This is a genomic window from Methylocystis sp. JR02 (assembly GCF_030063565.1).
In the GTDB taxonomy this organism is placed as follows: Bacteria; Pseudomonadota; Alphaproteobacteria; order Rhizobiales; family Beijerinckiaceae; genus Methylocystis; species Methylocystis iwaonis.
Genome location: NZ_JASIRC010000001.1, coordinates 183,246 through 208,817, shown reverse-complemented (window position 1 = coordinate 208,817; position 25,572 = coordinate 183,246). Strand labels below are relative to the sequence as shown.

General features: G+C 63.7%; 26 protein-coding genes. 11 read left to right on the top strand and 15 right to left on the bottom strand.

The window, feature by feature from the left end:
* The first annotated feature begins 15 nt into the window (after positions 1-15).
* A complete protein-coding gene (locus QNA11_RS00900; RefSeq protein ID WP_283481586.1) occupies positions 16-429 on the top strand; it encodes an MAPEG family protein in 414 nt (137 codons plus the stop codon).
* Between the two features lie 196 nt (positions 430-625).
* Here QNA11_RS00900 and QNA11_RS00895 read toward each other — a convergent pair whose 3' ends face one another.
* From QNA11_RS00895 to QNA11_RS00880, 4 genes are all read right to left on the bottom strand, one after another.
* The gene (locus QNA11_RS00895) at positions 626-1,063 is read right to left on the bottom strand and encodes an arsenate-mycothiol transferase ArsC (protein ID WP_281931299.1); all 438 of its coding nucleotides are present in this window, start codon (positions 1,061-1,063) and stop codon (positions 626-628) included.
* A gap of 63 nt (positions 1,064-1,126) precedes the next feature.
* Entirely contained in the window at positions 1,127-1,606 is a 480-nt protein-coding gene (locus tag QNA11_RS00890; protein ID WP_202073762.1) for a UPF0262 family protein, read from the bottom strand.
* Between the two features lie 4 nt (positions 1,607-1,610).
* Complete coding sequence (gene hisD, locus QNA11_RS00885; protein ID WP_283481585.1) at positions 1,611-2,912, bottom strand: histidinol dehydrogenase; 1,302 nt, start codon at positions 2,910-2,912, stop codon at positions 1,611-1,613.
* A gap of 519 nt (positions 2,913-3,431) precedes the next feature.
* Positions 3,432-3,905 (bottom strand): DUF2948 family protein, encoded by a 474-nt coding sequence (locus QNA11_RS00880; RefSeq protein WP_202073764.1) that lies wholly within the window; start codon positions 3,903-3,905, stop codon positions 3,432-3,434.
* A gap of 195 nt (positions 3,906-4,100) precedes the next feature.
* Here QNA11_RS00880 and QNA11_RS00875 point away from each other — a divergent pair, with 195 nt between their 5' ends.
* Together QNA11_RS00875 and QNA11_RS00870 are read left to right on the top strand one after the other, a co-directional pair.
* Positions 4,101-5,597, top strand: a complete 1,497-nt coding sequence (locus tag QNA11_RS00875; RefSeq protein ID WP_283481584.1) for an undecaprenyl-phosphate glucose phosphotransferase — start codon at positions 4,101-4,103, stop codon at positions 5,595-5,597.
* A 98-nt stretch (positions 5,598-5,695) separates the two neighbouring features.
* The gene (locus QNA11_RS00870; RefSeq protein WP_165047983.1) at positions 5,696-5,950 is read left to right on the top strand and encodes a hypothetical protein; all 255 of its coding nucleotides are present in this window, start codon (positions 5,696-5,698) and stop codon (positions 5,948-5,950) included.
* Positions 5,951-6,093: 143 nt separating this feature from the next.
* On the opposite strand, the gene QNA11_RS00865 is transcribed toward QNA11_RS00870, so the two are convergent.
* Both QNA11_RS00865 and QNA11_RS00860 read right to left on the bottom strand, forming a co-directional pair.
* On the bottom strand, positions 6,094-9,099 hold the full coding sequence (locus tag QNA11_RS00865; RefSeq protein ID WP_283481583.1) for a hybrid sensor histidine kinase/response regulator: 3,006 nt from the start codon (positions 9,097-9,099) through the stop codon (positions 6,094-6,096).
* Positions 9,100-9,497: 398 nt separating this feature from the next.
* A complete protein-coding gene (locus QNA11_RS00860) occupies positions 9,498-9,884 on the bottom strand; it encodes a hypothetical protein (protein WP_283481582.1) in 387 nt (128 codons plus the stop codon).
* 319 nt (positions 9,885-10,203) lie between these two features.
* Between QNA11_RS00860 and QNA11_RS00855 the strand changes: the two genes are divergently transcribed.
* Positions 10,204-11,235, top strand: coding sequence for a calcium:cation antiporter family protein (locus tag QNA11_RS00855; protein WP_283481581.1), 1,032 nt, complete (start codon positions 10,204-10,206; stop codon positions 11,233-11,235).
* 121 nt (positions 11,236-11,356) lie between these two features.
* On the opposite strand, the gene QNA11_RS00850 is transcribed toward QNA11_RS00855, so the two are convergent.
* Entirely contained in the window at positions 11,357-12,340 is a 984-nt protein-coding gene (locus QNA11_RS00850; RefSeq protein ID WP_283481580.1) for a YihY/virulence factor BrkB family protein, read from the bottom strand.
* 78 nt (positions 12,341-12,418) lie between these two features.
* The gene (locus QNA11_RS00845) at positions 12,419-13,075 is read right to left on the bottom strand and encodes a glutathione S-transferase family protein (RefSeq protein WP_283481579.1); all 657 of its coding nucleotides are present in this window, start codon (positions 13,073-13,075) and stop codon (positions 12,419-12,421) included.
* 114 nt (positions 13,076-13,189) lie between these two features.
* Here QNA11_RS00845 and QNA11_RS00840 point away from each other — a divergent pair, with 114 nt between their 5' ends.
* Positions 13,190-14,404, top strand: a complete 1,215-nt coding sequence (locus QNA11_RS00840; protein WP_283481578.1) for a polyhydroxyalkanoate depolymerase — start codon at positions 13,190-13,192, stop codon at positions 14,402-14,404.
* A gap of 144 nt (positions 14,405-14,548) precedes the next feature.
* On the opposite strand, the gene QNA11_RS00835 is transcribed toward QNA11_RS00840, so the two are convergent.
* Together QNA11_RS00835 and QNA11_RS00830 are read right to left on the bottom strand one after the other, a co-directional pair.
* Complete coding sequence (locus QNA11_RS00835) at positions 14,549-14,812, bottom strand: hypothetical protein (protein ID WP_283481577.1); 264 nt, start codon at positions 14,810-14,812, stop codon at positions 14,549-14,551.
* A 78-nt stretch (positions 14,813-14,890) separates the two neighbouring features.
* A complete protein-coding gene (locus QNA11_RS00830) occupies positions 14,891-15,223 on the bottom strand; it encodes a hypothetical protein (RefSeq protein ID WP_283481576.1) in 333 nt (110 codons plus the stop codon).
* Between the two features lie 107 nt (positions 15,224-15,330).
* Here QNA11_RS00830 and QNA11_RS00825 point away from each other — a divergent pair, with 107 nt between their 5' ends.
* From QNA11_RS00825 to QNA11_RS00815, 3 genes are all read left to right on the top strand, one after another.
* Positions 15,331-16,032, top strand: coding sequence for an MOSC domain-containing protein (locus QNA11_RS00825; RefSeq protein ID WP_283481575.1), 702 nt, complete (start codon positions 15,331-15,333; stop codon positions 16,030-16,032).
* A gap of 53 nt (positions 16,033-16,085) precedes the next feature.
* Positions 16,086-16,820, top strand: coding sequence for a class I SAM-dependent methyltransferase (locus QNA11_RS00820; protein WP_283481574.1), 735 nt, complete (start codon positions 16,086-16,088; stop codon positions 16,818-16,820).
* A 126-nt stretch (positions 16,821-16,946) separates the two neighbouring features.
* Positions 16,947-17,849 (top strand): DMT family transporter, encoded by a 903-nt coding sequence (locus tag QNA11_RS00815; RefSeq protein ID WP_283481573.1) that lies wholly within the window; start codon positions 16,947-16,949, stop codon positions 17,847-17,849.
* On the opposite strand, the gene QNA11_RS00810 is transcribed toward QNA11_RS00815, so the two are convergent.
* The 5 genes from QNA11_RS00810 to QNA11_RS00790 form a co-directional block, all read right to left on the bottom strand.
* Positions 17,740-18,261, bottom strand: coding sequence for an endonuclease domain-containing protein (locus tag QNA11_RS00810; protein ID WP_283481572.1), 522 nt, complete (start codon positions 18,259-18,261; stop codon positions 17,740-17,742). The two genes, QNA11_RS00815 and QNA11_RS00810, sit on opposite strands and share 110 nt — an antisense overlap.
* A gap of 207 nt (positions 18,262-18,468) precedes the next feature.
* Positions 18,469-20,277, bottom strand: coding sequence for a translation elongation factor 4 (lepA, locus tag QNA11_RS00805; protein WP_283481571.1), 1,809 nt, complete (start codon positions 20,275-20,277; stop codon positions 18,469-18,471).
* 141 nt (positions 20,278-20,418) lie between these two features.
* Positions 20,419-20,703 (bottom strand): hypothetical protein, encoded by a 285-nt coding sequence (locus QNA11_RS00800; RefSeq protein ID WP_283481570.1) that lies wholly within the window; start codon positions 20,701-20,703, stop codon positions 20,419-20,421.
* 444 nt (positions 20,704-21,147) lie between these two features.
* The gene (locus QNA11_RS00795) at positions 21,148-21,795 is read right to left on the bottom strand and encodes a hypothetical protein (RefSeq protein ID WP_283481569.1); all 648 of its coding nucleotides are present in this window, start codon (positions 21,793-21,795) and stop codon (positions 21,148-21,150) included.
* Between the two features lie 180 nt (positions 21,796-21,975).
* The gene (locus QNA11_RS00790) at positions 21,976-22,248 is read right to left on the bottom strand and encodes a hypothetical protein (RefSeq protein ID WP_283481568.1); all 273 of its coding nucleotides are present in this window, start codon (positions 22,246-22,248) and stop codon (positions 21,976-21,978) included.
* Positions 22,249-22,500: 252 nt separating this feature from the next.
* Between QNA11_RS00790 and QNA11_RS00785 the strand changes: the two genes are divergently transcribed.
* The 3 genes from QNA11_RS00785 to QNA11_RS00775 are packed head-to-tail and all read left to right on the top strand — an operon-like array spanning position 22,501 to position 25,572.
* Complete coding sequence (locus QNA11_RS00785; RefSeq protein WP_283481567.1) at positions 22,501-24,339, top strand: PAS domain-containing sensor histidine kinase; 1,839 nt, start codon at positions 22,501-22,503, stop codon at positions 24,337-24,339.
* A complete protein-coding gene (locus QNA11_RS00780; protein ID WP_283481566.1) occupies positions 24,332-25,183 on the top strand; it encodes a peptidoglycan-binding domain-containing protein in 852 nt (283 codons plus the stop codon). The genes QNA11_RS00785 and QNA11_RS00780 overlap by 8 nt, the downstream gene beginning before the upstream one ends.
* A gap of 47 nt (positions 25,184-25,230) precedes the next feature.
* Positions 25,231-25,572 (top strand): DUF1491 family protein, encoded by a 342-nt coding sequence (locus tag QNA11_RS00775; RefSeq protein ID WP_202073782.1) that lies wholly within the window; start codon positions 25,231-25,233, stop codon positions 25,570-25,572.

Here is a 25,572-nt window from a genome sequence, read left to right as displayed (position 1 = left end):
TCGAAGGAGAAGACGATGACCGACGCGATGACCCCCGAATTTTACTACGCCATTCTAACGGCCGCTTTCACGTCCTTGCTCTGGGCGCCGCATGTGGCGCAGCGCCTGCTCGAAATGGGCCTTGTCGGCGGCTTCCGCGATCCGCTGCACGACGCGCCGACACAGGCGCCCTGGGCGCAGCGCTCGATCCGCGCTCACGCCAACGCCGTCGAGAATCTCGCCGTCTTCGGCCTGCTCGCGACCGCCATTCAAATAACCGGCCATACGACATCCGCCTCGGCGCTGGCGGCGGCGGTCTATTTCGCCGTCCGCATCGCCCATTACCTTATCTACGTTGTCGGCCTGCCTTGGGCGCGCGCGCCGATGTTTTTGATCGGCTGGGCCTGCCAATGGGTTCTCATCGCCGCCCTCTTCGGCTGGGTCAAATGAGTGTGACCGAGCTATCTCGGCTCTGGATTCCCGGTCGCGCTTCGCGCGCCGGGAATGACAGACGCCCCCTTAGCGCCCTCTTCGGCCAATCAAGTAGAGCGACACTGACGCAGCTTGTCATTCCCGACAGGCCGAAGGCCTGATCGGGGATCCAGAGCAACGCCGACAATCGTTGCAGCGGGAACACAACCAACCCTTAAGCCCCCGTCGGCCCCCGCCCGAGCAGCGTCTTGATCCGCGCCGTCAGCCGGTCGCGCACGTCGCGGTAGGCCGACAGGATCGCCTCCCGCGACCCCTGGGCCGCCGTGGCGTCCGGCGTCGGCCAATAGACGACGTCGACCGCCATGGCGCGGGTGAACTCCAACGCTCTGTGATGCGCTTCCGGAGAAAGCGTGACGATGAGGTCGAAGTTCGAGTCTTCCAGATCCTCGAAAGTATGCGGCTTGTGACGGCTCATGTCGACGCCGATCTCCTCCATCGCCGCCACGGCGAAGGGATCGGCCTCGCCGCGTTTGATCCCGGCGGAGGCGAAATAGATCTCGCGGCCGAAATAATGCCGCGCGATTGCTTCCGCCATGGGCGAGCGAACCGTATTCAGCGTGCAGGCGAAGAGGACGGATTGCGGGCGCGCCATGTCGCTACCCGATTTTCATCGCCGAACCGGCCTGTGCTTCGGCGGAAAATGCTGCCATCCGCCTCAGCCCTTCCAGTGCAGGGCCGTAATCAGCGTGAAGAGGCGGCGCGACGTGTCCGCGTCGGTTTCGATTTTTCCCTTCAAACGCTCGGCAAGCAGTTGCGCGCCTTCGTTGTGCAGGCCGCGCCGGCCCATGTCGATCGCTTCGATCCGGCTCGGCGTCGCCGTGCGGATGGCGGCGTAATAGCTTTCGCAAATGAAGAAATAATCTTTGAGGATGCGCCTGAAGGGCGTCAGCGACAGAATATGCGTGACCACGACGTTTCCGTTTTGGTCCCGAATATCGAAGACGAGCTTGGCGTCCATCAAAGAGATATTGAGCGCATAGGGCCCGCCGGCATAGCCGACGAGCGCGAAGCTGTTGTCCTCGATCAGATCGTAAACCGCGATGGCGCGCTCATGCTCCTGATCGGCGGAGCCGCGCCCGATCGAATTCTCATCGAGCGTGACTGAGATCAGCCGGTTCTGCGCGCTCGCGTCCACCCGTTTAAGCCCCTAGAGAATTCAAACGGATCGAGACCGATCGGGCATGGGCCGTGAGCCCTTCGGCGTCGCCCAGCGTCACCGCCGCGCCGCCGATGGCGCGCAGCGACTCGGCGTCGCATTTCAGGATCGAGGTGCGCTTCACGAAATCGAGCACGCTGAGGCCCGACGAGAATCGCGCCGAGCGCGCCGTCGGCAGAACGTGGTTGCTGCCGCCGACATAATCGCCCACGGCCTCCGGCGTATAGGCGCCGATGAAAATGGCGCCGGCGTTGGAGACGCGCGCGGCGAGTTCCTCGGCGTCCTCGGAGATGATCTCCAAATGCTCTGCGGCGATGCGGTCGGCGAGCGGCAGCGAATCGGAGAGCTTCTTCACTAAGATCACCGCGCCATAGTCGCGCCAGGACTTAGCTGCGATCTCGACGCGGGAAAGCGTCGAGAGATGGCGCTCGACCGCCGCGACGGTGGCGTCGGCGATCTCGACGCTGTCGGTTATGAGGATGGATTGGGCGGATTCGTCATGCTCGGCCTGCGCCAGCAGATCGGCGGCGATCCAATCGGGATTGGCGGTCTTGTCCGCGAGCACAAGCACTTCCGAGGGGCCGGCGATCATATCGATGCCGACCTGGCCGAAGACGCGGCGCTTGGCGGCGGCCACCCAGGCGTTGCCGGGGCCGACGATCTTGGCGACCGGCGCGATGGTCTTGGTGCCATAGGCGAGCGCCGCGACGGCCTGCGCGCCGCCGACGCGGTAGATCTCATTGATCCCCGAGCGCTTGGCGGCGGCGAGCACCAGCGGCTCGACATGGCCGCCCGGCGTCGGCACGACCATCACGATGCGCTTCACGCCAGCGACCTTGGCGGGCACGACATTCATCAGCACGGACGACGGATAGGCCGCCGTGCCGCCCGGCACATAGAGGCCGACCGAATCGAGCGACGACCAGCGCCAGCCGAGCTCGACGCCCGCCGCATCGCGATAGCGCGTGTCCTCGGGCTTCTGCTTTTCGTGATAGGCGGTGATGCGCTCGAGAGCGAGATCAAGCGCGGCGAGCTGCTCTTTCGAGCATTTCCCTTCCGCCGCGGCGACCTCGGCGGCAGAGACGGCGATGCCGGTCTCTGCAAGATCGATGCGGTCGAAACGCTTGGAATAATCGATGAGCGCCTCGTCGCCGCGGGCGACGACATCCTCGATAATGGCGCGGACAGTGGTGTCGACGTCCTGGGAGGACTCCCGCTTCATGGCGAGCAGCGAGACGAAACGCTGTTCGAAATCGGGGGCGGCGGCGTCCAGGCGCAGGGTCATTTCCATCTCCAACCGGGGGTTTCCGGCTGTCATGACCTTGTGGGGGCGCTTTCGTCAAGTTTGATGCGTGTCGGGAGGCGGCGCCAATGGGGAAGCGGCCGGGCTTCAAGCTCTTGAAAACGCCCATTTCCGCTTGCGCGACGCGTCGGGCGAGAAGATGTGATTGCTGATTGATTTTCCTGCGCGCCGGGGGCATATTCCCCTTCGGGAAGGATGGCGGGGCCTCCCCGCCATCCCCCCTCCGGGTTAGCAGGAGATGGAAACTGCTACTTTCCATCTCCGCCACCGGAGTTCGATTTTGAGCGTTATGCTCATCTTCGGACTCCAGTCGTCGCGCGGAATTGCACGACCCGATGTTTATACTTCAAAAGGTCGAGCACGAGCCAGTACATTGCAGCTCGATAGGGTTGAGCGCGTCTTGGCTGCCCTGAGAGCGCCTGCGCGCCGCCACAGCAGTTGGCGTGAGCGCACGACAACGCCTGAATATCTCAACGGAAACGCCTGAAGAGCGCCGCGCCCTCAGCGGGACGAGGCCGCCGCCGCCTCTTGATGCATCGGCCGCGCCGCCGTTTTCCACCGCGGTCCAATGTCGCAAAGCTGCGCCTCGACGCATTCCACGTCGAGGCAAATCACTGCGCCTCCGGCGAAAGTCAGGCGGATGGTTCCTCCCGGCGGCTCGGGGCCGGGCTCGAAAGTGACGGCCAGGAGATCGAGGATCGCATCCGGCTGGTCGCGCGAAACATGCTGGCAGCGCACCCGCTCGACGCCCTCGAAATGCAAGCCCGAGCGACAGCGCTCGAGCCGCCCCTCCATCTCCGCCGACCAATCGAAGCGCGAGCCGACGAGCGCGAAGCGGCGCTTGGCGGGGAGGTAGACAATGTCGCCGACGCGCACCAGCGCGTCCTGCAGATGCGCCGAAAGAAGCGCCAGATCTTCGCTGTCCAACGCATGCAGCCGCAGCGCGGGCGCATTCTCGAGCAGATTCACGGCCATGCAATTCCTCCCTCGCCGGGATATGGCGAGACAGGCGAAGACGCGCAAGCCCAAGCGAACGTCGTAAAAGTCCTTATCGAGCTGGCGCAAATCGGAGGGAACCCCACGGCCGCCGCAGCCCGGCCCCAGTGGCGGGTTGTTTACGAGTTTGCGCCATGATCGACGCCAAGAAATTTGGCTCGAAGGAACAAGACGATGGGCGAGGCAACGGCGCATTCCTTGGCCGGATTGGCAAACGGGCGGCGCGAACTCTCCTGCGGACGGGCTCCGGTCGTCCCTCCCGATCAGCTTATCAGGCAACCGGCTGTAATTGCAGGCGTTATACTCTTTGATCTGTTCAGCGTCGCGGCGATCGGCGCTCTGACCCATTTCGCTGTCTTCGACGGCGATCCCTATAGCTCCAGCGCGCTTCTTCTGGCGCTGGCCGGGGTGGCCATTGGCGCCGCGGCCATTTTGAAGATGCGGTGGGCCTATACGGTCGCATCCCTTTCCCATGGATTGGCGCAAGTGGCGAATGTGGGATTGGCGCTCGCACTCGCGCTCGGCGGACTGATCGTCGCCGAGGCGCTGTTCGGAACGCATCTCGAGCAAATGCGTCGCTGGGTTCCCTATTGGCTCGCCTTTGGTTGGGCCGCCGGTTCTGCGGCGCGTCTTTTCACGGCGCGCGCCCTCGGGCGCTGGTCGCGAGAGGGACGCCTGGCGCGTCGCGCCGTCATTGTCGGCGGCGGAGACGCCGCCGCGGAGCTCATCGATCGGCTCGATCGCTCTGGAGGAACAGCCATCCAGATTCTCGGCCTTTTCGACGATCGCGACAAAATGCGCTCGCCCGAAACCGTGGGCCGCTATCGCAAGCTCGGCCGCTTCGACGACCTCGAGGCCTTCTGCCGCGAGCAGCGCGTCGATCTTCTCATCATCGCTTTGCCCCCGACCGCCGAGGAGCGCATTCTCTACATCCTCAAGAAATTGTGGGTGCTGCCGATCGACGTGCGCATCGCGGCGTTCAACAGCAAGCTGAAATTGCGCTCGCGCGCCTATAATTACATCGGCGACACGCCTTTCCTGCCCGTCTTCGATAAGCCGATGTCGGATTCGAGCGTCGCTCTCAAGGCGATCGAGGACCGCGTGCTCGCGGCGATCGGCATTATCCTGCTCGCGCCGCTGCTCGCGCTCATCGCCCTCGCCGTGAAGCTCGACTCGCGCGGGCCGGTGTTTTTCAAACAAACGCGCCACGGCTTCAACAATGAGCCGATCGGCGTGCTCAAATTCAGATCGATGTACGTCGATAAATGCGACGTCTCGGGCCAGAAGCAGGTCACGCGCGGCGATCCGCGCGTCACCCGCGTGGGCGCGATCCTGCGCCGCACCTCGCTCGACGAGCTACCGCAGCTTTTCAACGTCCTGCGCGGCGAGCTTTCACTTGTCGGCCCGCGGCCGCATGTCATGCAGGCGAAGGTTGGCGAGCACATCTACGATGAAGTCGTCGACGGTTATTTCGCCCGCCACAAGGTAAAGCCCGGCATCACGGGCTGGGCGCAGGTCAATGGCTGGCGCGGCGAAACCGACACGGTCGAAAAGATCGAGCAGCGCGTCGCGCATGATCTCTATTACATCGAAAACTGGTCCATGCTGCTCGATCTGCGCATCCTCGCGTCGACGCCTTGGGCCCTGATCACGACCAAGAACGCCTATTGATCGCTCGGGGGCCGAGCGCCCCCGCAGCGCGCTTTCCTGGCCCGTATCGTGCTTCCCGCGCCCCTGATCGGCAAATCATGTCGGGAAAGGAACGCAGCATGTCCGAAGCGGCCGATGCGCCCAAAGGCTATTTCATTGATTGGGATGGGAAAATGCGGCCGGTCAGCGAGCCGGGAAAAGGGCTGCGCTGCGAAGTGGACCTGAAAGCCAAATATGTGATGGTTTTCAACAAATATGGCGGGCTCGACCATGAGTCGACCTGGTATCCCGACGAAGCGGCTGTCACGAAGGCGGGCATCAAAGTGGCTTACGCGGACGTAACGGCGCCGATCCGGATTTCCTCGATCGATTGATAATATTTCCGCGTGAGGAACTCGCGTTGGGATTTGCCCGTCATTGCGAGCGAAGCGAAGCAATCCAGGGCGGCGACGCGGCCCTGGATTGTTTCGTCGGCTTCGCCTCCTCGCAATGACGGCGGTGCTGCGGCCCCCACTCTCTAATTCTGTAACAAAGAGCGGAGCGCCTCGAGCGACGCTGGCTTCGTCAAATGCGCGTCGAAGCCGGCCTCGCGCGTTTTTGCGCGATCCTCCGCCTGTCCCCAGCCGGTGAGCGCGACGAGCGTCAGCCTGCGGCCAATCTCGCTCTGCCGTATCAACCGCGCGGTTTCGAAGCCGTCCTGCAAAGGCATGCCGAGATCGAGAAAGACGATGTCCGGCTGGAAGACCGTCACTTCGCGCAGCCCGTCTCGCCCGCCATAGGTCACGCGCACCGAAGCGCCGAGCAGATCGAGCACCATCGCCAAAGTATCGGCGACGTCGCGCTCGTCGTCGATCACCAGTGCGCGCCGGCCGGCCGGCGCCGCCCTGGCCTCGACGCCCTTGGCAGGCTCCGCCGCATCCGCCGCCGAAACGCTCACAGGGAGGCGCACCATAAAGACGCTCCCTCTGCCGAGCCCTTCGCTTGCCGCTTCGATCGAGCCGCCGTGCAGCTCCACCAGCTTGTGGACGAGGGTGAGGCCAATGCCGAGGCCGCTGTCGTTGGACGGGCTCCCCGTCTGCGCGAAAGGCTCGAAAACATGCGACAACGCCTCGGGCTCCATGCCGCGGCCGTTGTCTCTGACGATCACGACCGCTTCCCGCCCCCTGCGTTCGGCAAGGATTTCGATGCGTCCGCCCTCCGGGGTGTATTTTGCCGCATTGTTCAGAATATTGGCGAAAACCTGCGTGAGCCGCACGGGATCGCCGTAAACGAGCAATGTCTCCGGCGGCGTGGAAAGCGCGGCGCTGTGACGTCCTTTCTCGATCGACGGCCGGCTCGTCTCCAAAGCGTTGCGCAAAACTGTTGCGATGTCCGTCGGCTCGCGGCGTAGCTCGATTCTCCCCCTGGCGATGCGCGAAATTTCGAGGAGATCGTCGACGAGGCGCACAAGATGCGTCACCTGACGCTCCATCATATCGAGCAACTGCGGGTCGGATTCGACGCCTCTCTGCGCGCGCGCTCTCAACAGATGAACGCCATTGTGGATGGGGACGAGCGGATTGCGCAGCTCATGCGCCAGCATGGCGATGAGTTCATCCTTCCGCCGGTCGGCGTCTCGCAGCGCCTCTTCCGCATTTTTGCGGTCCGTAATATCCGCTTCCACGCCCGTCATGCGCACGGGCCTGCGCTCGCCTCCGGGACCGTCCTCGAAATAGGCCTGCCCGCTGACGCCGTGCCAACTCACCGACCCGTCCGGCAGGATGACGCGGAACTCGGCCTGAAAGCCGCACGCGCATTCCGGACTCAAGCAAGCTTCGACCGCTTGGCGAACGCGCGCGCGGTCGGCGGGATGAATGCGCTCGAACGCCTCTTCAAAGCGGATGTCCTCGTCTGGCTCGAGGCCCCAAATCCTTTTCATCTGGGCGTCCCAGACGACCTTGCCGCTTTGCGGATAATAAGCGAAGGAGCCGAATTTTGCGGCGTCCAAAGCGATGCGCAGCCGCTCTTCGCGTTCGCGCAAAATTTGCTCCGAGAGTTTTCGGTCGGAGATGTCCCGGACAATCCCCCACATCGCGTCCGGCGCGCCATTTCCATCTTTGGAGAGAACGGTGCGCAATTCGACGGGAAAAACGCCTCCGTCCTTGCGGCGATATTCCTTCTCGTACACGTCCGAATAGCCGCGCGGCAGGATCTGCTCCCGGACGATCGCCGCCTCCATCGCATGCCATTTTTCGGGCGTGAGCTCTTGATACGTCAGACCACGCAGTTCTTCGTCCGAATAACCGAGCATGTCGCGATAAAGGTCGTTGACCTCCAGAATGCGGCCGTCCATGGCGACGCGCACGAAAGGATCGCGCTGCGATTCACACAACAGGCGGTAACGACGCTCGCTGGCGCGCAGCGCCTCTTCGGCGTTCTTGAGTTCGGACACGTCGAGGACGACGCCATAGTAACGCTCCGGCGCGCCGTCCGGCCCCATAACGGGCCGGCCCCTCGACAGCAACCACCTGGGCGCCTGATCGCTTGGAAGATTGACGCGCCACTGAAGCTCGAATTCCTCGCCCGCGCGCCCGGCCGCCAACACCGCCGCGGTCACGCGCTCGCGGTCGTCTTCATGAATCGAATTCGCCCAATTTTCGAAAGACGCTTCGCAGGCGCCGATATCGAGACCGTAAAGCGCCCAGAGATTCTTCGACCAGACCGCGCGGTTATTTTCTGTGCTCCATTCCCAGGAGCCGGCATGCGCCGCGTCCTGCGCGAGACGCATCAAACTTTCACTCTCGCGCAGCGCTTCCTGCGCCAATTTGCGCGCATGGATGTCAAAATTGACGCCCACCCATTTGCGCACAGATCCGTCGCGATCGAACAGAGGCGCGCCGCGGACATTGGTCCAGCGCCAGCCGCCCCCGTTCCATTTGAGCCGGTATTCCGCGTCATATGGCGCGCGCATTGCGACGGCTTCCCGCCACCGCTCCTCCGCATGCGCGCGATCGTCGGGATGAACGGCGTCGAGCCATCCATAGCCGAGAAAATTTTCGAGCGTCTGGCCCGTATAAGCGCGCCAGCTCGGGCTGTCGGACGCAATTGCGCCATGGGCGTCGGCTTCCCAAACGGCCTGAGCGTAAGACTCGGTCAAGGCGCGAAATCGCTCCTCGCTTTCGCGCAGCGCATCTTCCGCCGCGCGGCGCGCCTCGATGTCGACGACAGAACCGATGTAACCTTGGAAAACGCCGCTTTCGTCGAAGCGTGGGCCCGCCGCGGAGAAGGTTCGGTGGTAGACGCCATCGAAACGCCTGACCCGATATTCGGCGCGATAGGGCGCGCGGGCGTTGAATGCACGCGTCCAAGCCGCGCCGACTCGCTCGCGGTCCTCCGGGTGAACCGCTTCGATCCAGCCCGCGCGCGCCTGCTCCAGGCTTTGACCGGTGAATTCGGACCAGGCTGGATCGACGTAGCTGGCGCGTCCTTCGGGATCGCTTGTCCAACTGGTCAGCCAAAAGTGATCGCCTGTCAGATTCTCCATGCAATCTGCGCTCACGCCAAATTAAAACCACGAAATACATGAGATGGAGATGCCGATCAAATGAGACGGCTTTATGTTTTCTTGAACTGTACAATGCGCGGACGCCGCCCCGCATTCAGTTTCGAGCTGTGGCTTCGTAACGCTTTTTGTCGGCTTCCATCACATGGGCCAGAGCGTCGCATTTTTGCGGGTCGCTTGCGTTCTGCGCAGCGCACATCCGGTAGGCCGCCGCAGATTGCTCGTAGGAATCGGCGGCATATTGAGCGTTCGCAACGTCTCTGGACCCAGGGCTGTTACATCCCGCAAGAACCGCCGCAGCCACAAAAAGGAACAGCCAACGCATCATCGTCCTCGTAAGAGCCCGTTTTCGACAAAAGTTGAGAGACACTTTTCTCGAATCAAAACGCGCGCGTGACTCCATGCGTGCGGAAATCGCGCTGGCGCAAACGCTGCTTGGTTATCACGCCATTCGCTTCGATGGCCAGCGTAACCGGACTCATGCAAGCGTAAGGGATGTAGATCGGCTGGCCTGCGACGAAGCGGCGACCGGCGTAGCCGTAATCGAAGGCGTTGCATTTGCCGTTGTTGATAGCGACGCCGTCGATATCGACGGTCTCCTCGGCGCGACACTCGATCCAACGATAGCCGCTGAATGTCGTAAGCTCGGGAAGGAACGCTTCTGTTTCGAGCAGCGTGCAGGAGAAGGGAGACGACTGCGCCGCCGCATGGCTCCAGCCCCATAAAGTCATTGCGAGGAGAACGCGCGCAAGCGTCGATTTCATCATATCGCGAACCTCCAAATCTCGCTGCATCGAAGCGCAAAAGCCGGGGCGGCGCAACTTCGCCCGGTCCCGCGCGAACAGACTTCCTCATCCTGATGAGGAGCCGCCGCAGGCGGCGTCTCGTCGGCGCGACTGCCCTTGATTGGCGCGAGCCGAGCCGTCACGATGCGTCCCATAAATCCGTCATTGCGAGGAGGCGGAGCCGACGAAGCAATCCAAAGCCGCATCGCCGCCCTGGATTGCTTCGCTTCGCTCGCAATGACGGGCGAAAGTTTGAAAGGATGCTTAGGTGGCCGCAATTGATCGCCAGGAAATGATTGTCATGGGCGCCTCTGCCGCGCTCGTCGGCGTGGCTGGCGCCACGCATGTCTTACATGCCGGCGCGATCGTCAGCTTCCTGGCCTGCGCGCTCGCGCTCGCCGGCGTCGCTCATGTCATCGGCGAGGCGACCGATCAGGTCGGCAATCATTTGAGCCCCTCGACGACGGGGCTCATCCAGTCGGCGGTGGGAAGTCTTCCCGAACTCTTCGTCTGCATCTTCTCGCTGCAAGCCGGTCTCGTGACCGTGGTGCAGGCCTCGCTGATCGGCTCGATCCTCGCCAATGTCCTGCTGGTGCTGGGCCTCGCCTTCGTCGTGGGCGGGTGGCGCCATGGCGTGCTGGAATTCAACGCCCGCACGCCCCGCATGATCGCTTCGCTCCTGCTGCTCGCCGTCTCGGCGCTGGTCCTGCCGACGCTCGCAAACGAGCTGCATCTGGCGGCCGCGTCGCATGAGCAGGAGCTTGCCGTTGTCTGCGCCGTCGTGCTGTTGCTGGTTTTCGCGATCATGACCAAATCAATGCTCGAGCAAGGCCAGCGCGCCGTGCCGGCGGAGGCCCATGCACGCGCGCACGCCTGGCCGCTCTCGACGGCGATCGCGGTGCTGCTCGTCTGCGCCGGCGGCGCGGCGCTGGTCTCCGATTGGTTCGTCGAGGCGCTGGAGCCTGCGATCGATACGCTGGGACTGAGCCAGACTTTCGCGGGGCTCGTCGTCGTCGCCATCGCTGGCAATGCGATCGAGAATGTCGTGGGCGTGCGCCTTGCTGCGGCGGGCAAATCGGAGCTTGCGGTCAGCGTCGTGCTGACGAGCGCGCTTCAGGTCGCGGTGGTCATTGTGCCGGTCCTGGTGCTGGCGAGCTTTGCCATGGGCGGCGCAGCCTTCACGCTCGCCGTCCCGCCGATCCTGGCGGTCGCGCTGTTTTTTTCCGTCCTGGTCGTGACGGTGGTGACCGTCGACGGACAGGCCGACATGGTCGACGGCGCGGCGCTCATCGGCCTCTACGCGATCATCGCCGCGATTTTCTGGTGGGGCTGAATCGGCGGGGTCGGCGTCATTCCCGACATGGCCCGCCGTCATTGCGAGGAGCAAAGCGACGAAGCAATCCAGAGCCATGTTGCGGCCCTGGATTGCTTCGCTTCGCTCGCAATGACGGTAGCTACGACTTCGGCTGGCCAATCGTATCCGCCATCACGGCGCCGCGCTCGCCCAAGGGTTGCGGCGCGCCCGTTGTCGTGTCTTTCGCCGTCTGATGCTCCATCTCGGCGTCGAGTTCGGCGCCGACCAGCAGCACGATCGCCGACACCCACAGCCACAGCATGAAGCCGATGGCCGCGCCGAGCGACCCGTAGGTTTCGTTGAACTTGCCCAGATTGGCCGCATACCAGGAGAAAAGCAGCGAGGCGATCAACCAGAAGATCGCCGCGAAAGCGGCGCCCCAGCTCACCCAGCGCCATTGCGCCCGGTCGCGGCTCGGCCCGTAGCGATAGACGACCGAGGTCGCAATTGCGATGACGAGCAGCAAAATCGGCCAGCGCAGCGCCGAAGCCCAGGTTCCGATCTGCGCGGGCATCCCGACCGCTTCCAACGCGCGCGGCAGGATCACCATGGCGCCCAGGGAAAGGGCAAGCAGCGCCATGCCGGCGAGCGTGAAGCCCAGCGATATGGCGTTGAGTTTCAAAAAGCCGCGCTTCTCCTCTTCCTGGTAGACAACATTGAGCGCGTCGAAGATCGCCTTCATGCCGGCATTGGCGCTCCACAGCGAAAACAGCAGGCCGATGATCGACGCGAATCCGAGCTTTGTCGCGCCCTGCGCGGCGATGCGCTGGATTTGATCGCCGATGATGGACAGGCCCTCGGCCGGCAGGAATCCCGACAGCGCCTGAAGATGTCCGCTGATCGTCGACGGGTCGGCGACGAGCCCGTAGATCGCCACAAAGGCCGCGATGGCGGGAAAAATCGCCAGCAGCGCATAGAAAGTGACGCCCGCGGCGATGGCGAGAATGCGATGCTGGTTGATGTCGTCATAGACGCGCGCCAGCACATCCTTCCAGCCGCGCGCCGGGATTTCGGAAGGCGTGGTCGCCGCCCTGCCCCGTTCGATCGCCGCCGGGTCCGCTGAAAGAGCCTCTTTCCCAGCCATAACGCATCCTCCGGCGCACGCATTCGCGCTTCCCGGAAGAACCGCCTTTATTGCAGGACGTTCCTGAAGAGATGGCGTTTAAAACTCGACCTCGAGCTCCTCGATTTCGTCCTTTTCGAGCTTCGCCGCCTCGATCCATTCCTGCATCGCGGACCACTCGAGAATACGGTCGCAATAGGCCTCGCAAAGCGGGTCGAGCGCGACGTCATAGGTGCGCAGCCGCATCACGACCGGCGCATACATGGCGTCCGCCATCGAGAGCGCGTCGCCGAAAAGATAGGGCCCGCCATGCAGCTCGAGGCTCTCGCGCCAGATCTCCGCGATGCGCGCGATGTCGCCCTGCGCCTTCGACCAGACTTTGAACCTGGGGAAACGCCCCTTGAGATTCATCGGCAGCGCCGCGCGCAGCGAATTGAAGCCCGAATGCAGCTCGCCGCAGATCGAGCGGCAACGCGCCCGGCTCAGGCGGTCGGCCGGCAGCAGCCTGGCGTCCGGCGCGATCTCATTGAGGAACTCGCCGATCGCCAAAGTGTCCCAAATCCGGAAATCGCCGTAGGTGAGACAGGGCACGCGGATCGAGGGCGAGAGCAGCAGAATCTCCTCGCGCGCCGTCGCGTCGTCAGGGTCGACAGTGATCTCCTCGAAGGGAACGCCGGAAAGCTTCATCAACAGCCAGCCGCGAAGCGACCAGGACGAATAGTTCTTGCTGCTGATGGTAAGCGCGGCTGTCGGCATCGATTTTCCTCATTGACTCAATGGCCCAGAGCAAGCCATGTGCCAATTTTTCGAGCAATGGCACAGCCCTTGCTCGCCACATGCTACCGAAACCCAGGGGTCTCATTCCAGCGCATGTATAACGCCTATAAGGCCTATGCCGACCTCTCCGACCAGATTCGCCTGGCGGCGGCAAGCAGCGAACGCATCCTGAGCCTCTGGGGGACGATGCAATTCGCCGCGCCCCTGCGCTGCTTTCAGGCCTATCACGAGCTCGTGGCGCTTGGCGGCTTCACGCATCGCCGGCCGGATTACGGCATTGCCGAGGTGACGACCGACGCGGGGGAGACCGTTCCCGTGGTCGAGGAGGTCGTCGCGACAACCCCTTTCTGCGACCTGCTGCGCTTTTCCCGCCAGGGCGCGAGCGGCGAGCCGCGCGTGCTGCTGCTCGCGCCCATGTCGGGCCATTTCGCCACGCTGCTGCGCGGCACGATCCGCACCATGCTGCGCGACCACGAGGTCTATGTCAGCGACTGGCGCAACCCGCGCGACGTTCCGCTCGCTGAGGGAACCTTCGGCTTCGAGGACTTCGTCCAGCACATCATCGACTTCCTGAAATTCATGGGGCCGCAGTCGCATCTCGTGGCCGTCTGCCAGCCGACCGTCCCGGCGCTCGCCGCCGTGGCGCTGATGGCGCAGGACCAGGACCCCGATACGCCGGCCAGCCTGACGCTGATGGCGGGGCCGATCGACACGCGCATTTCGCCCACCAAGGTCAATGAGTTCGCCACCTCCAAGCCGATCGAGTGGTTCCGCGAGAAGATGATCAGCAAGGTGCCGCACGGCCTGCCGGGCGCAGGGCGGCGCGTCTATCCGGGCTTCATGCAGCTTTCGGCCTTCATGAGCATGAATATGGATCGGCACCGGAACGCCTTCGCCGATCTCTTCAAGCACCGCGTCGACGGCGATCACGCCAAGGCCGACCAGATCCGCACCTTCTATGAGGAATATTTCGCGATCATGGATCTCGATGCGGATTTTTATCTGCACACGATCGAAACGGTCTTCCAGCAATACGCTTTGCCTGAAGGCAATCTGACCTTCAAAGGACGCAAGGTCGAACCCCGCGCCATCAAGAAAACCTTCCTGCTCACGGTCGAGGGCGAGAAGGACGACATCTGCGCCATCGGCCAGACGCTCGCCGCGCAAGACCTGTGCAGCGGCCTGCGCCCTTATATGAAGTCACATCACATGCAGGCTGGCGTCGGCCATTATGGCGTGTTCAACGGCAGGCGTTGGGACAATCATATCTACCCCGTGCTGCGCGAACATATCCGCAGCAGCATGTGACGCTGTCATTCCCGTCATTGCGAGGAGCGAAAGCGACGAAGCAATCCAGAGCCGCAATCGCTGCCCTGGATCGCTTCGCACTTCTGCGAAGTCGGGTATACCCGACTTCGAAAAAATGCTCGCAATGACGGTAAAGCGAGCGCCTCACCAATAGCGCCAATAGGGGCCGCCGAATCCGCCATAGAAACGCGGATAGGTCGAGAGCTCCATCCGTCGTTCACGGCGGTCGGCGGAACGGTCGAGGTCGACGTCCAGAAGACATTTCGAGTAGCCGTCCGTCCCGCGCTTGAAACCATAGGATTTACAGCGCGCGTCATCCATCGCCCGCTGCTCGGCCGGCGTCGTCGACTCGCAGGCGCCGAGCGCCGCGCCCAAAGCCAGGACGGCAAATAAACTGGCAATCCGCATCTCTAGACCCTCGTTGGCCCGATTGAGATTCGCTCAAAAGTCCAGCCGAAAAATGGCTGCTTTGGGGCGCCCGCGCCGTCACCACGGGCGTTTGGCGAGCGGCGTCTCGCTATCGACGATATTGGCCTCCAACGCGCCCACCCGCTTGGCAAGAACATTGACCGCGCTCTGCAGCGCGGCGATCTGCCGTACAAGATCGTCGATGCGGGCGGCAGTCGCCCTGTCGGACACGGTCGCGTCATTGCGCAGCCGCGCCAATTGCTGACCGAGGCAATTGACCGCGCCGATCACATCCTTCTGATCGGCAATGACGCCGGAAACGCCGGAGGCCTGGACCGGGCAGGCGACATCGGCGCGCGCCGGCGCGGCGGCGGCCAGCAAGAGCAAAATCAGGCCGAGCGATCTTCGCATGTGATCCTCCCCGAACCGCGCCTCGCGCCGGCGCCTCAAAGATCGCGCTTGCCGACGCTTTGGCGATGCGCCTTTATGCCCGAAACTTCCTGAAATATCCTTGCCGCATGACTCTCGCTCCCGCTCATCCCCTCGTTTTGGTCGGGGCGATCGCGCCGCTCGGCGAAACCGGGCAGGCGAGCGCGATCGTCAAAACGCCCATCCCCGGCCCGTGGCGGATTGGCAAGACGGGGTTAGAGCGCGACGCCCAGGCCGATCTGAAACATCATGGCGGGCCGGAAAAGGCGCTGCATCATTACGCGTTGGACCATTACGCCACTTGGCGTGGGGAGATCGGCGACGCCGCTGCCCTCGCCGCGCCCGGCGCCTTCGGCGAGAACTTGTCGACGTCCGGCTGGACGGAGGAGACCGTCCGCCTCGGCGACGTGATCCGCTTCGGTTCCGCGCTCTTGCAAGTGAGCCAGGGACGCCAGCCCTGCTTCAAGCTCAATCTGCGTTTCGGCCTGCGCGACATGGCGGCGCGCGTCCAGCGCAGCGGCCGCACGGGCTGGTATTATCGCGTGCTGCAAGAAGGCGGCGCGCAAGAGGGCGACGCCCTCGCGCTGATCGAGCGCCCCTGCCCCGATTGGCCGCTCGCGCGCCTCTCCACCCTGCTTTACCGCGACACGCGCGACCGCGAAGGTCTCGCCGCCATGGCCGCGCTCCCGCAACTGGCCGAGGGTTGGCGGGCGCTGGCGCAGCGGCGTCTCGACACCGGCAAGACCGAAAACTGGAGCGCCCGGCTCTACGGCCGGCAGCGCCAGAGCTGATTGCCTCGCTCGCGCAACCGCCTTAAGGTGCGCGCCTGAATGCGGAGAAGGCCATGTCGTCACGCTCACAAGACTTGCTGCAGGACAATCTTTTCACCGGAAAGATCGGCGCGGAATACGACATCCTGCGGCTGATGTGCCCCAGCCACGTCCTGCTCGCCAAACGCCTCAGCGCGACGGTCGCCGCCTGGAAGCCCGACGAGACGCTGAAAGGTTTCGAAATCGGCTGCGGCACCGGCATCAGCACCACTTTGATGCTTGCCGCGCGCGACGCCCTCACTCTGACCGCCGTCGACAGCGCGGCGGCGATGCTCGATCAGGCGCGCGAAAATCTGGCGGACGACGTGAAGGCGGGCCGCGTGACCTTCCAGGAAGCCGACGCGCTCGACGCGCTGAAGGCGCTGCCCGACAATAGCCTCGACCTCGTCGCCTCCAATTACGCCACTCACAATTTCCTCGACGATTACCGTTCCAAGGTTCTCGCCGAAGTCCATCGCGTGCTGAAACCCGGCGGCCTCTTCGTCAATGGCGACCGCTATGCGATGGACGACCGCGCCGCGCATCTGCAGGACACGCAGGAGACCGTGCGCCGCTGGTTCAAGCTCTTCCGGGAAATCAACCGGCTCGACCTCCTGGAGGATTGGGTGGTGCATTTCTACAGCGACGAATCGCCTGACCACCTCATGTATTTCACGCCGTCGATGCGGCTGCTCGAAACGCTCGGCTTTGCGGTGACGGTCGATTATCGCGAGGGCGTCGATACGCTGGTGCGGGCGGTGAAAGCGTGATCGATACGTTTGGACAAGCGCGCCTAAAGGCGCGCGGTCCGGACCGGCGCTGGACCGCGCGCCTTCAGGCGCGCCGCAAGCCTTCAGCCTCATCGGCGCGAAACCCGGCGGTCGCGTCCTAGCGGCATGGACTTCGCCCTTCTTGCCCTCTTCGCGGCACTCGTCACCGCGCTCTGCCAATCCGCCACCGATCTCGGCACCAAGGCCGCGACGCGCTATGCCGACGACCGCGCGATCCTCGCCGCCCAATGGAACGCCGGCGCGCTGCTGCTCGTCATCGCCTGCCTCATTGTCTATCCGGGGCTCGCCGCCGCGCCGATCGCGACGCTCGACGCGCTGACGCAGCCGGGCTTTACGAAGCTCCTCGCCTGGTCCGGCGTTCTCAACGTCGTCGCTTATTTCCTGTACATAAGGGGTTTCCGCCTCTCCGACGCCTCGCTCGTCGCGCCGCTGGTGCTGCTGACGCCGGTGCTGATGCTTGTCACCTCGCCGATCATGACCGGCGAGCAGGCGCCGCCGATGGGGATGTTCGGCGTGCTGTTCACCGTGCTCGGCGTCGGCCTTCTCGACGCCAACCGGGCGAACGGCAAAAGGTTCAATTTCGCCGTCTTCGTCCGGGACGCCGGCGCGCGCTACATGCTCGTCACCGCCACGATCTGGAGCGTCACCGCCAATATCGACAAGCTCGGCGTGAAGGCCTCGACGCCGCTCATATGGATCGCGGCCGTGACGGTCGTCATCGCGCTTTGCGCGAATGTCTATTGGGCGCTCGGACCACGCAAGACGCCGCGCCTCTCCTCGCTACGCTACGCGCTGCTCGCAGGCTCGGCGATGGCCTTCGGCAATACGGTGCAGATGTGGGCGCTGACGATCCTGTTCACGCCCTATGTCATCGCCATCAAGCGCCTCTCGGCGCTCTTCACCGTGCTCGCAAGCTCCCATGTGCTGAAGGAGGAGACCGGCGGGCGCCTCCTCGGCGCGGCGGTGATGCTGGCGGGAGCGGTGATGATCGCGCTGGCGAGGGGGTAAACTCCTCTCTCCGCAAGCGGGGAGAGGCTGGGTGAGGGGCCCGGGTGATTAAGCCGGGGCGTCGCGAGAGAGCCGCCAATATCGCCTCCGCAACAGCATCGGCATTCTCATAAACCTGCTGGTTCGTGAAGCGGATCACCTGATAGCCCTGTGCATTCAAATAGTCTGAGCGTCGCACATCCGCCGCGATCTCTTCTTGGTTGGAATGCGTTTCACCGTCGATCTCGACTATCAACTTACATTCCCTGCAAACAAAATCAGCGATGAAAGGCCCAATCGGCTCCTGGCGCACGAATTTGAAGCCGCCAAGATTTCTATTCCTCAGCCGCCCCCACATGATCTTTTCCGCTGACGTGGCGTCGCGTCTCAGCTCACGAGACCGGCGGGTTTCGATGAAACGCAGACCACGCATGACAAATCTCTCAATTAATCCCCCGGCCCCTCACCCAACCTCTCCCCGCAAGCGGGGAGAGGAGCCGGCGCGCTCTTACAAAGTCATCTGATGGCCCGAAGGCGCATAGGAAAGCATAAAATCTAGCGCCCCACCGTCATAGCCGGGCTTGTCCCGGCCATCCACGCTGAGCCGCAGGCACGACGGACAACAGCCGGCAAAAGCCCCCTAGTCCTCCATCTTCAGCGCCGCGATAAACGCCTCCTGCGGGATCTCCACCCGCCCGAACTGGCGCATCTTCTTCTTGCCTTCCTTCTGCTTCTCCAAGAGCTTCCGCTTGCGGGTCACGTCGCCGCCATAGCATTTGGCGGTCACGTCCTTGCGGAAGGCGCGCACGGTTTCGCGGGCGATGATCTTGCCCCCGAGCGCGGCCTGGATCGGCACCTGGAACATATGCGGCGGGATCAGCTCCTTGAGCTTCTCGCACATCTGCCGGCCGCGCCCCTCGGCGCGGGTGCGGTGCACGAGCATGGACAAAGCGTCCACCGGCTCGGCGTTCACGAGAATGCTCATCTTCACCAGATCGCCGGCGCGATAGTCGGTGAGCTGGTAGTCGAATGAGGCGTAGCCCTTCGAGATCGACTTCAGGCGATCGTAGAAGTCGAACACCACCTCGTTGAGCGGCAGGTCATAGACCGCCATGGCGCGCTTGCCGACGTAATTCAAATCCACCTGTATGCCGCGCCGATCCTGACAGAGCTTCAGCACCGAGCCCAGATAATCGTCGGGCGTCAGAATCGTGGCGCGAATCCAGGGCTCTTTGATCTCCTCGATCTTCACCACATCCGGCATGTCGGCCGGATTGTGCAGCTCGATCTCGTCGCCATTGGTGAGCAGGATTTTGTAGACGACCGAAGGCGCCGTCGCGATCAGGTCGAGGTTGAACTCGCGCGACAGGCGCTCCTGAATAATTTCGAGATGCAGCAGGCCCAAAAAGCCGCAGCGGAAGCCGAAACCGAGCGCGGCCGAGGTCTCCATCTCATAGGAGAAGCTCGCGTCGTTCAGGCGCAGCTTGCCGATGGCGGCGCGCAAATCCTCGAAATCGGCGGCGTCGACGGGGAAGAGGCCGCAGAACACCACCGGCTGCGCCGGCTTGAAGCCCGGCAGCGCCTCGTCGCAGGGCTTGCGCTCGTCGGTGATCGTGTCGCCGACGCGCGTATCCGCCACCTGCTTGATCTGCGCGGTGATGAAGCCGACCTCGCCCGGCCCGAGCTGGGCGACGTCCTGCATCTTGGGGCGGAAGACGCCGATCTTGTCGACCTCGTAATGGGCGCCCGTGCCCATCATCTGGATCTTCTGGCCCTTTTTCAGCGTGCCGTCGAAGATGCGCACCAGCACCACGACGCCGAGATAGGCGTCGTACCAGCTATCGACCAGCAGCGCCTTCAGGGGCGCCTTTTCGTCGCCCTGGGGCGGCGGCAGGCGGGTCACGATCGCCTCCAGCACGTCGGGAATGCCGATGCCGGTCTTGGCCGAGATGAGCACGGCGTCTTTGGCGTCGAGGCCGATCACCTCCTCGATCTGCTCCTTGATGCGGTCGGGCTCGGCGGCCGGCAGGTCGATCTTGTTGAGCACGGGCACGATCTCGTGCCCCGCGTCGATCGCCTGATAGACATTGGCGAGCGTCTGCGCCTCGACGCCCTGGGAGGCGTCCACTACGAGCAGCGAGCCCTCGCAGGCCTTGAGCGAGCGCGAGACCTCATAGGCGAAATCGACGTGGCCGGGCGTATCCATCAGGTTCAGGACGTAATCCTTGCCGTCCGCGCCCCGGTAATGCAGGCGCACCGTCTGCGCCTTGATGGTGATGCCGCGCTCGCGCTCGATATCCATGGAATCGAGCACCTGCTCGACCATCTCGCGCGCCGCGAGCGTCCCGGTCTCCTGGATCAGCCGGTCGGCGAGCGTCGATTTGCCGTGGTCGATATGCGCCACGATCGAGAAATTGCGGATGTTGTCGAATTTGCGGGGGGTGCTCATGGCGCTTCGGATAGCAGCGCCCGGCCCCAAAAGAAAGGGTTGCGATCATCCCGAAGGCGACGGCGCCTATGGCGGCGGGGGTTGAAAGCGCGCCGTCCCCGGCCGTCGCCGGGCGGGCGAGGTCGAGGCCTCAACTCGGGCTCAGACGGCGACATTCTGCGGCGTGCGAGCAACGACGCGCGAAAAGAGCCATCCAGCGCTCACGTCTTTGCCTTCCGCCTCTTCGCGTAGAAGGCGTTGATGGTCTTTCATGGTAGAAAGCGTTCTGATGAAAGTATCCAGTAGCTGCAAAGCTTCTTCGATCGGAAAATCCTGCGCCCGCAGTCGGACGATCCGCTCTCGTTGGCCCGCAACAATTCTTTCGGCCTGGGCGACATGCCGGGTCGCTTTGGCGAGTAGCTTCTCGGGTTCGTCCATCAAGGCCACGGCGTCGCCTCGAGGAGCCTCGTCAGTTTCGGGACTTATAACCTTCCCCAGGGCCAATTGAAGCAGCAGCAGCCCGATTCGGCCGGGAAGCGGCTCATGGACAATCGTCTGGAACGACTCCTGAATGGCTTTTCCTAGCGCGCTCTGGAGCATCCGCTCATCCTGCGCGCTCTTCAGCGAGAAACTCCGACATCGAGGTCGCGGTCACGGTCCCCACCCTGAGTTCCGCTTTCATGAAGTATCTGGTTGGTAAGTAGTTATCTCTACGCGTTTTCTAGTCTTGCTTGAGTAAGTGAGCAGGTAGCGCTCGCTCGCGCGATTATGGACGACGCGGCCACGTTGAATCCAAAGGCGGCAATCATGCTGGATTCCCAGCGGACCTTACGGGCCGCCGGGAATGACAATGGCTCCAGTTTGGGCGCCAGCTCGGACGCCCGCGCGCCTTTACTTCTTGCCCTGCTCGGCAACCAGCTCTTGGACCTTGGCCTTGCCGAGCTTGTAGAGCTCGATCGCGCGGGGCTTCGCCCAGACGTAGAGCTCCTTGGTCAGCTTCACCGCCGCGCAGCCGAGCTTGGTCGAGGTTTCGACGGTCTTGTCGAAATAGGGCAGCGCCGGGCTGTCGGCGGGAATCTTCGAGCGCACCCAGGCGACGGCGGCCTTGGCATTTTCCGCGAGGATCGCCAGGAGCACGCCGATGAGGTCCGTCGGCGGCTTGGCGTCGAGCGCGCGGCGCAGCCGGGCGATCTCGGACGAAGCGTCATCGGCGCGGCGGATCGCCTCCTTCAGCGAGGTTTCGACGGCGGCCTTTTCATGGGCGAGCTGATCGCGCTGGGACGTGATGTCCGCCACGACCTTGTCGTGATCGGCGACGACATCGCCGATGATCTGGTCGCGCTCGGAGAGAACCGAAGCGAGCTGCTCTTTCAGATCGTCGCGCTCCTTGGCGTAGGCGTTGGCCTTGGCGACGATTTCGGTTTTCTCGAAGATCTGACGATCGCGCTCGGCGCGCGCCGCCTTGAGTAGCTCCTGCAAATTGTCGAGCGCGACTGGGGACTGGTTATCGTCGTGCTGCGAAACGGATTCGTCGGTCATACCGCCTCCTGGAAGCTGTAAAAGGGATGGCGCGCGCAACGGACGTTGCATGAAAACGCGCGGTCAGTGGAGCGCTTGGCCTCCGGATCGCTCGCCAACGAAATCCATCATTACGGTTAATTTTTCAATTACGCAAAAGCCGTCCTGTTTTGACGCGGCTTGGCTGTTGCGCCCGGCGCTTTATCGCTCTTGCGCGGCGCCCTGCAGGCGCTGCAGCGTAGCGGCGCAATCGCGAGGCGCCGCAAGACATTTCTCGCGCGCCGCCGACGCCAGCGCATCGGCGCCGGCCTGGACCCATTCTCTGGCGCTGTCCTCGATCGAGGGACGACGCGGCGGCTTGGGCGCTGCGACATGCGCATGCGATTCGCGAGTCGGCGCCTCTGCTTCTTCGCGCCACTGGATGGCGAAGATCACGATCGCGATGCAAGCAAGGCATTTGAGGAGAAAAATCACCGGGCGCTCCCCGACATCGCGCGCAGCCTTTTCGACCGCGCCCAATCACGCTTGCGCTGTCGCCGGCGCGTACCAGTTTCTCGCGTCCGGAGATTAAGCAACGGTAAACAAGAAGGATCAAATCCCACTGCCGATCGCAAGGAAATACAAACCATCCTGACGTCTAAGATTGGGAAATAATACGCGGCTGCAGCCGTTTAGCAGTCACTTAAGATAGATCTGCGAGGTTCCGGCGCAGTAGGAGCGCGTGATTTGAGTAAAATAGACTCATTCGAGCGGTCAGTCCCGTGGATCGACCATCTCATCCATGAAAGCGTTGGCGAGCGTCCAATCGAAATGGCGCGCCAACGCTGTTTCATCATGCCGCGCTTGCTGATCGCCGCTTGCGCGCTTCTCAGCGCGCCGATCTGGCTGTTTCTCCACGAAGCCCCCACGACGTCCGAGGCCGGCATCTTCGCTCTGGCGCAAATCCCGTTGATTTCGGTGGGCGTTCTCGCGCGCACAGGCAATCTGCGTCTCGCGCAGACTCTCTCGATCTTCGGCTGGCTCGCGATGGCGGCGGCCGTCGCGGCGTCGACCCAGGGATATGAAGCCATCAGCGTTACTTTGCTGATTATCGCGCTTGTCGAGAGCGCGATGACCGCGCGCATCGTCTCGACGGCGATCGTCGTCGCTTCGGGCGTTGCGCTCATCGGCTACGCGGGCTTTGCGAATCCGATCGATTTCGAACGCGCCGTCAACTCCGCGGTCGTCGCTGCGCCGCTCATGCTCTACATCGCCTTCGTGGCGGCTTGCGCGATTCGCGCCGAACGCGCGCGGGCGCGCGCCGATTCGATCAGCGCGCGCGACCTGCGGCTGTTGACGGACGCCATCGGCGACATCGTTCTGCAATTCGATCGCAGCGGCGCCGTCGAGAACATCGTCGGCGACGCCCATAAGGCCTATCACCTCGAACGCCGCGATCTCATCGGACGCGGCTTCTTCCAGCGCGTGCATATCGCCGACCGGCCCGCCTTTCTGAAGCTCGTCTCCGACGTCTTCGAACGGCGCGCGACGATGACGGCCTTGCTGCGCGTGCAGGTGGGCCTCGCGCCCTCGGCGTCGGGCAAATATGTCGAGCCGGTGTTCAATTATTTCGACGCGCGCATGGGTCTCGCGCAGCCTGTCGAAGGCGATTTTCCCAAGATCGGCCAGGCGAACGCCGCGCTGCCGGTCGTTTGCATTCTGCGCGACGTCACGGTCGAAAAGCGCGCGGAAGACGCGATCGCCGCCGCGCGAGCCGAAAGCGAGCGCGCAACCGCCGGCAAGACGCGCTTCCTCGCCAATGTCAGCCACGAGCTGCGCACGCCGCTCAACGCCATCATCGGATTCTCCGAAATGCTCGCCAATGCGGAGCTCGCGCCGAACGATCCGGCGAAGCAACGTGAATATGCGCAGATCATCGCCAATTCCGGAAATCACCTGCTCGAAGTCGTGAATACGATCCTCGACATGTCGAAGATCGAATCGGGCTCGATGCAGATTTTCCCCGAGCCTTTCGACCTCCCTTCGCTCATCGACCAATGCTGCGACATGGTGCAATTGAAAGCCGATCAGGGCGGCGTGACGCTCGATCGCGACTATCGCGGCAAAATGGACGAGTTCGTCGCCGACAAGCGGGCTTGCAAGCAGATTCTTCTCAATCTTCTCTCGAACGCCGTGAAATTCACCCCGGCGGGCGGGAAAGTCTGCGTGCGCGTCGCCCCGGAGGGCAATCTCCTGGCAGTGACCGTCGCCGACACGGGCATCGGCATTGCGCCGGGCGATCTCTCGCGTCTCGGCGATCCTTTCTTCCAGGCCAGCGCCGCGCATGATCGCGCCTATGAAGGCACCGGCCTCGGCCTTTCCGTGGTGCGCGGCCTCGTCGGCCTTCACGGCGGCGGCATCACTGTGGAAAGCGCGCCCAAGAAAGGCACCTCCGTCACGATCCGCCTGCCGCTCGATTGCCGCGAGCCGGCGCGCAGCACGAACCCTTCCGCCAAGATCGAAACCATTCCGCGGCACGGCGCCGACGCCGGCCACGAAAAAGGAACGGTGAAGAAAATTGCGTGACCTCTCGCTCAGCGCCTCCAGATACGACGAATTCCCCGAGGAACGCGCGCCCAGGCGGCGCGGCCCCGCTCCCGACCCGGAGTTCCACGACGAGCCGTTTCGCTTGCCAAAGAAGAAGCGTTCGGTGCTCGCGCGCGTTTTCGCGCCCCATCGCGTGGGCGTGATGTTGCTTTTGGGCATCGGCGGGCTGGCGTTTGTGGGCGTGCCAATGAACGCCCTCTTCCTGCAGGACGGCCATCACCCCGCCCCGCTCTTCTCCTCGCGCAAGCTTGCGCCGCGCTATGTCGAAGAGTCCGACGCGCCGACCCCGCGCGCGCGCCCGGCGCAGATGGAAGCCGCCGTCGAGACGGATTTGGCGGCGAAGCCGGAGCCGGCGCCAGCGCTTCCCGCTGCCAAGCCCACAAAGGCGGACGCAGCGGCGCTGAAGGCCGTGATCCTGAAAACCGAGGCGTCGCCGGCCGCCAAGATCGAAAAGAAGCGCGAGCCCGTCTCTCACGATCAGATCGCGGCCGTGTTGGGCGGCCCGGAGGCGGCGAAGACCACAGCCTCCAAGCCCGCTCGGGCGCAGACTCAGAGCAAGCCTCAGGCGCAGCCCCTGCCCAAGCCGGAGGCGCAGACGCAGCCCAAGGCCGAGGCGCAGACGCTGGCCCCGAGCGAGGGCGTGGCCTTCGCGCAGCGCGCGCTACAGCGGCTCGGCTATGTGGTGAAAGCTGACGGCGTGATGAGCGACGGCACCCGCCGGGCGATCGAAAAATTCGAGCGCGACAACGGCCTGCCCCCCAAGGGCGAGCTTACCGCCAAGGTCGCCAAGCTGCTGGCCAGCCGCGCCGCAACGCCGCACTGAGAGAGACAGGCTTAGACCGCGGACGCATTTCGCTCTAAGTTAGAGGCATGCGTCTGCGATCCGATATTTTTGTAGCTGCCCTCATCCGCCGCGCCGAGGTGGAGGGAGCGGTCGCCATGTTGCGGCGGCGCGGCGCCGCGGAAGCGGGCGCCGTCTTCATCAAGCTCGATCGCCTCGACGGCCGCGCCGCCGTCTACGGCCCCGCCCCGCAAAGCGAAGCGATGCCCGAGGGCGTCGATCGGCTGTTCTCCAAAGTCCACAAGGGCGACTGGGTCGAACCGGCCGAGGCGGAGGCCCGCCTCAAGCGCGAGATCATGTTCGACCCCGACCTTTGGTTCATCGAGATCGAAGACCGCGACGGCCGCGTCTTCGTCGAGCTGGCGGCGTGA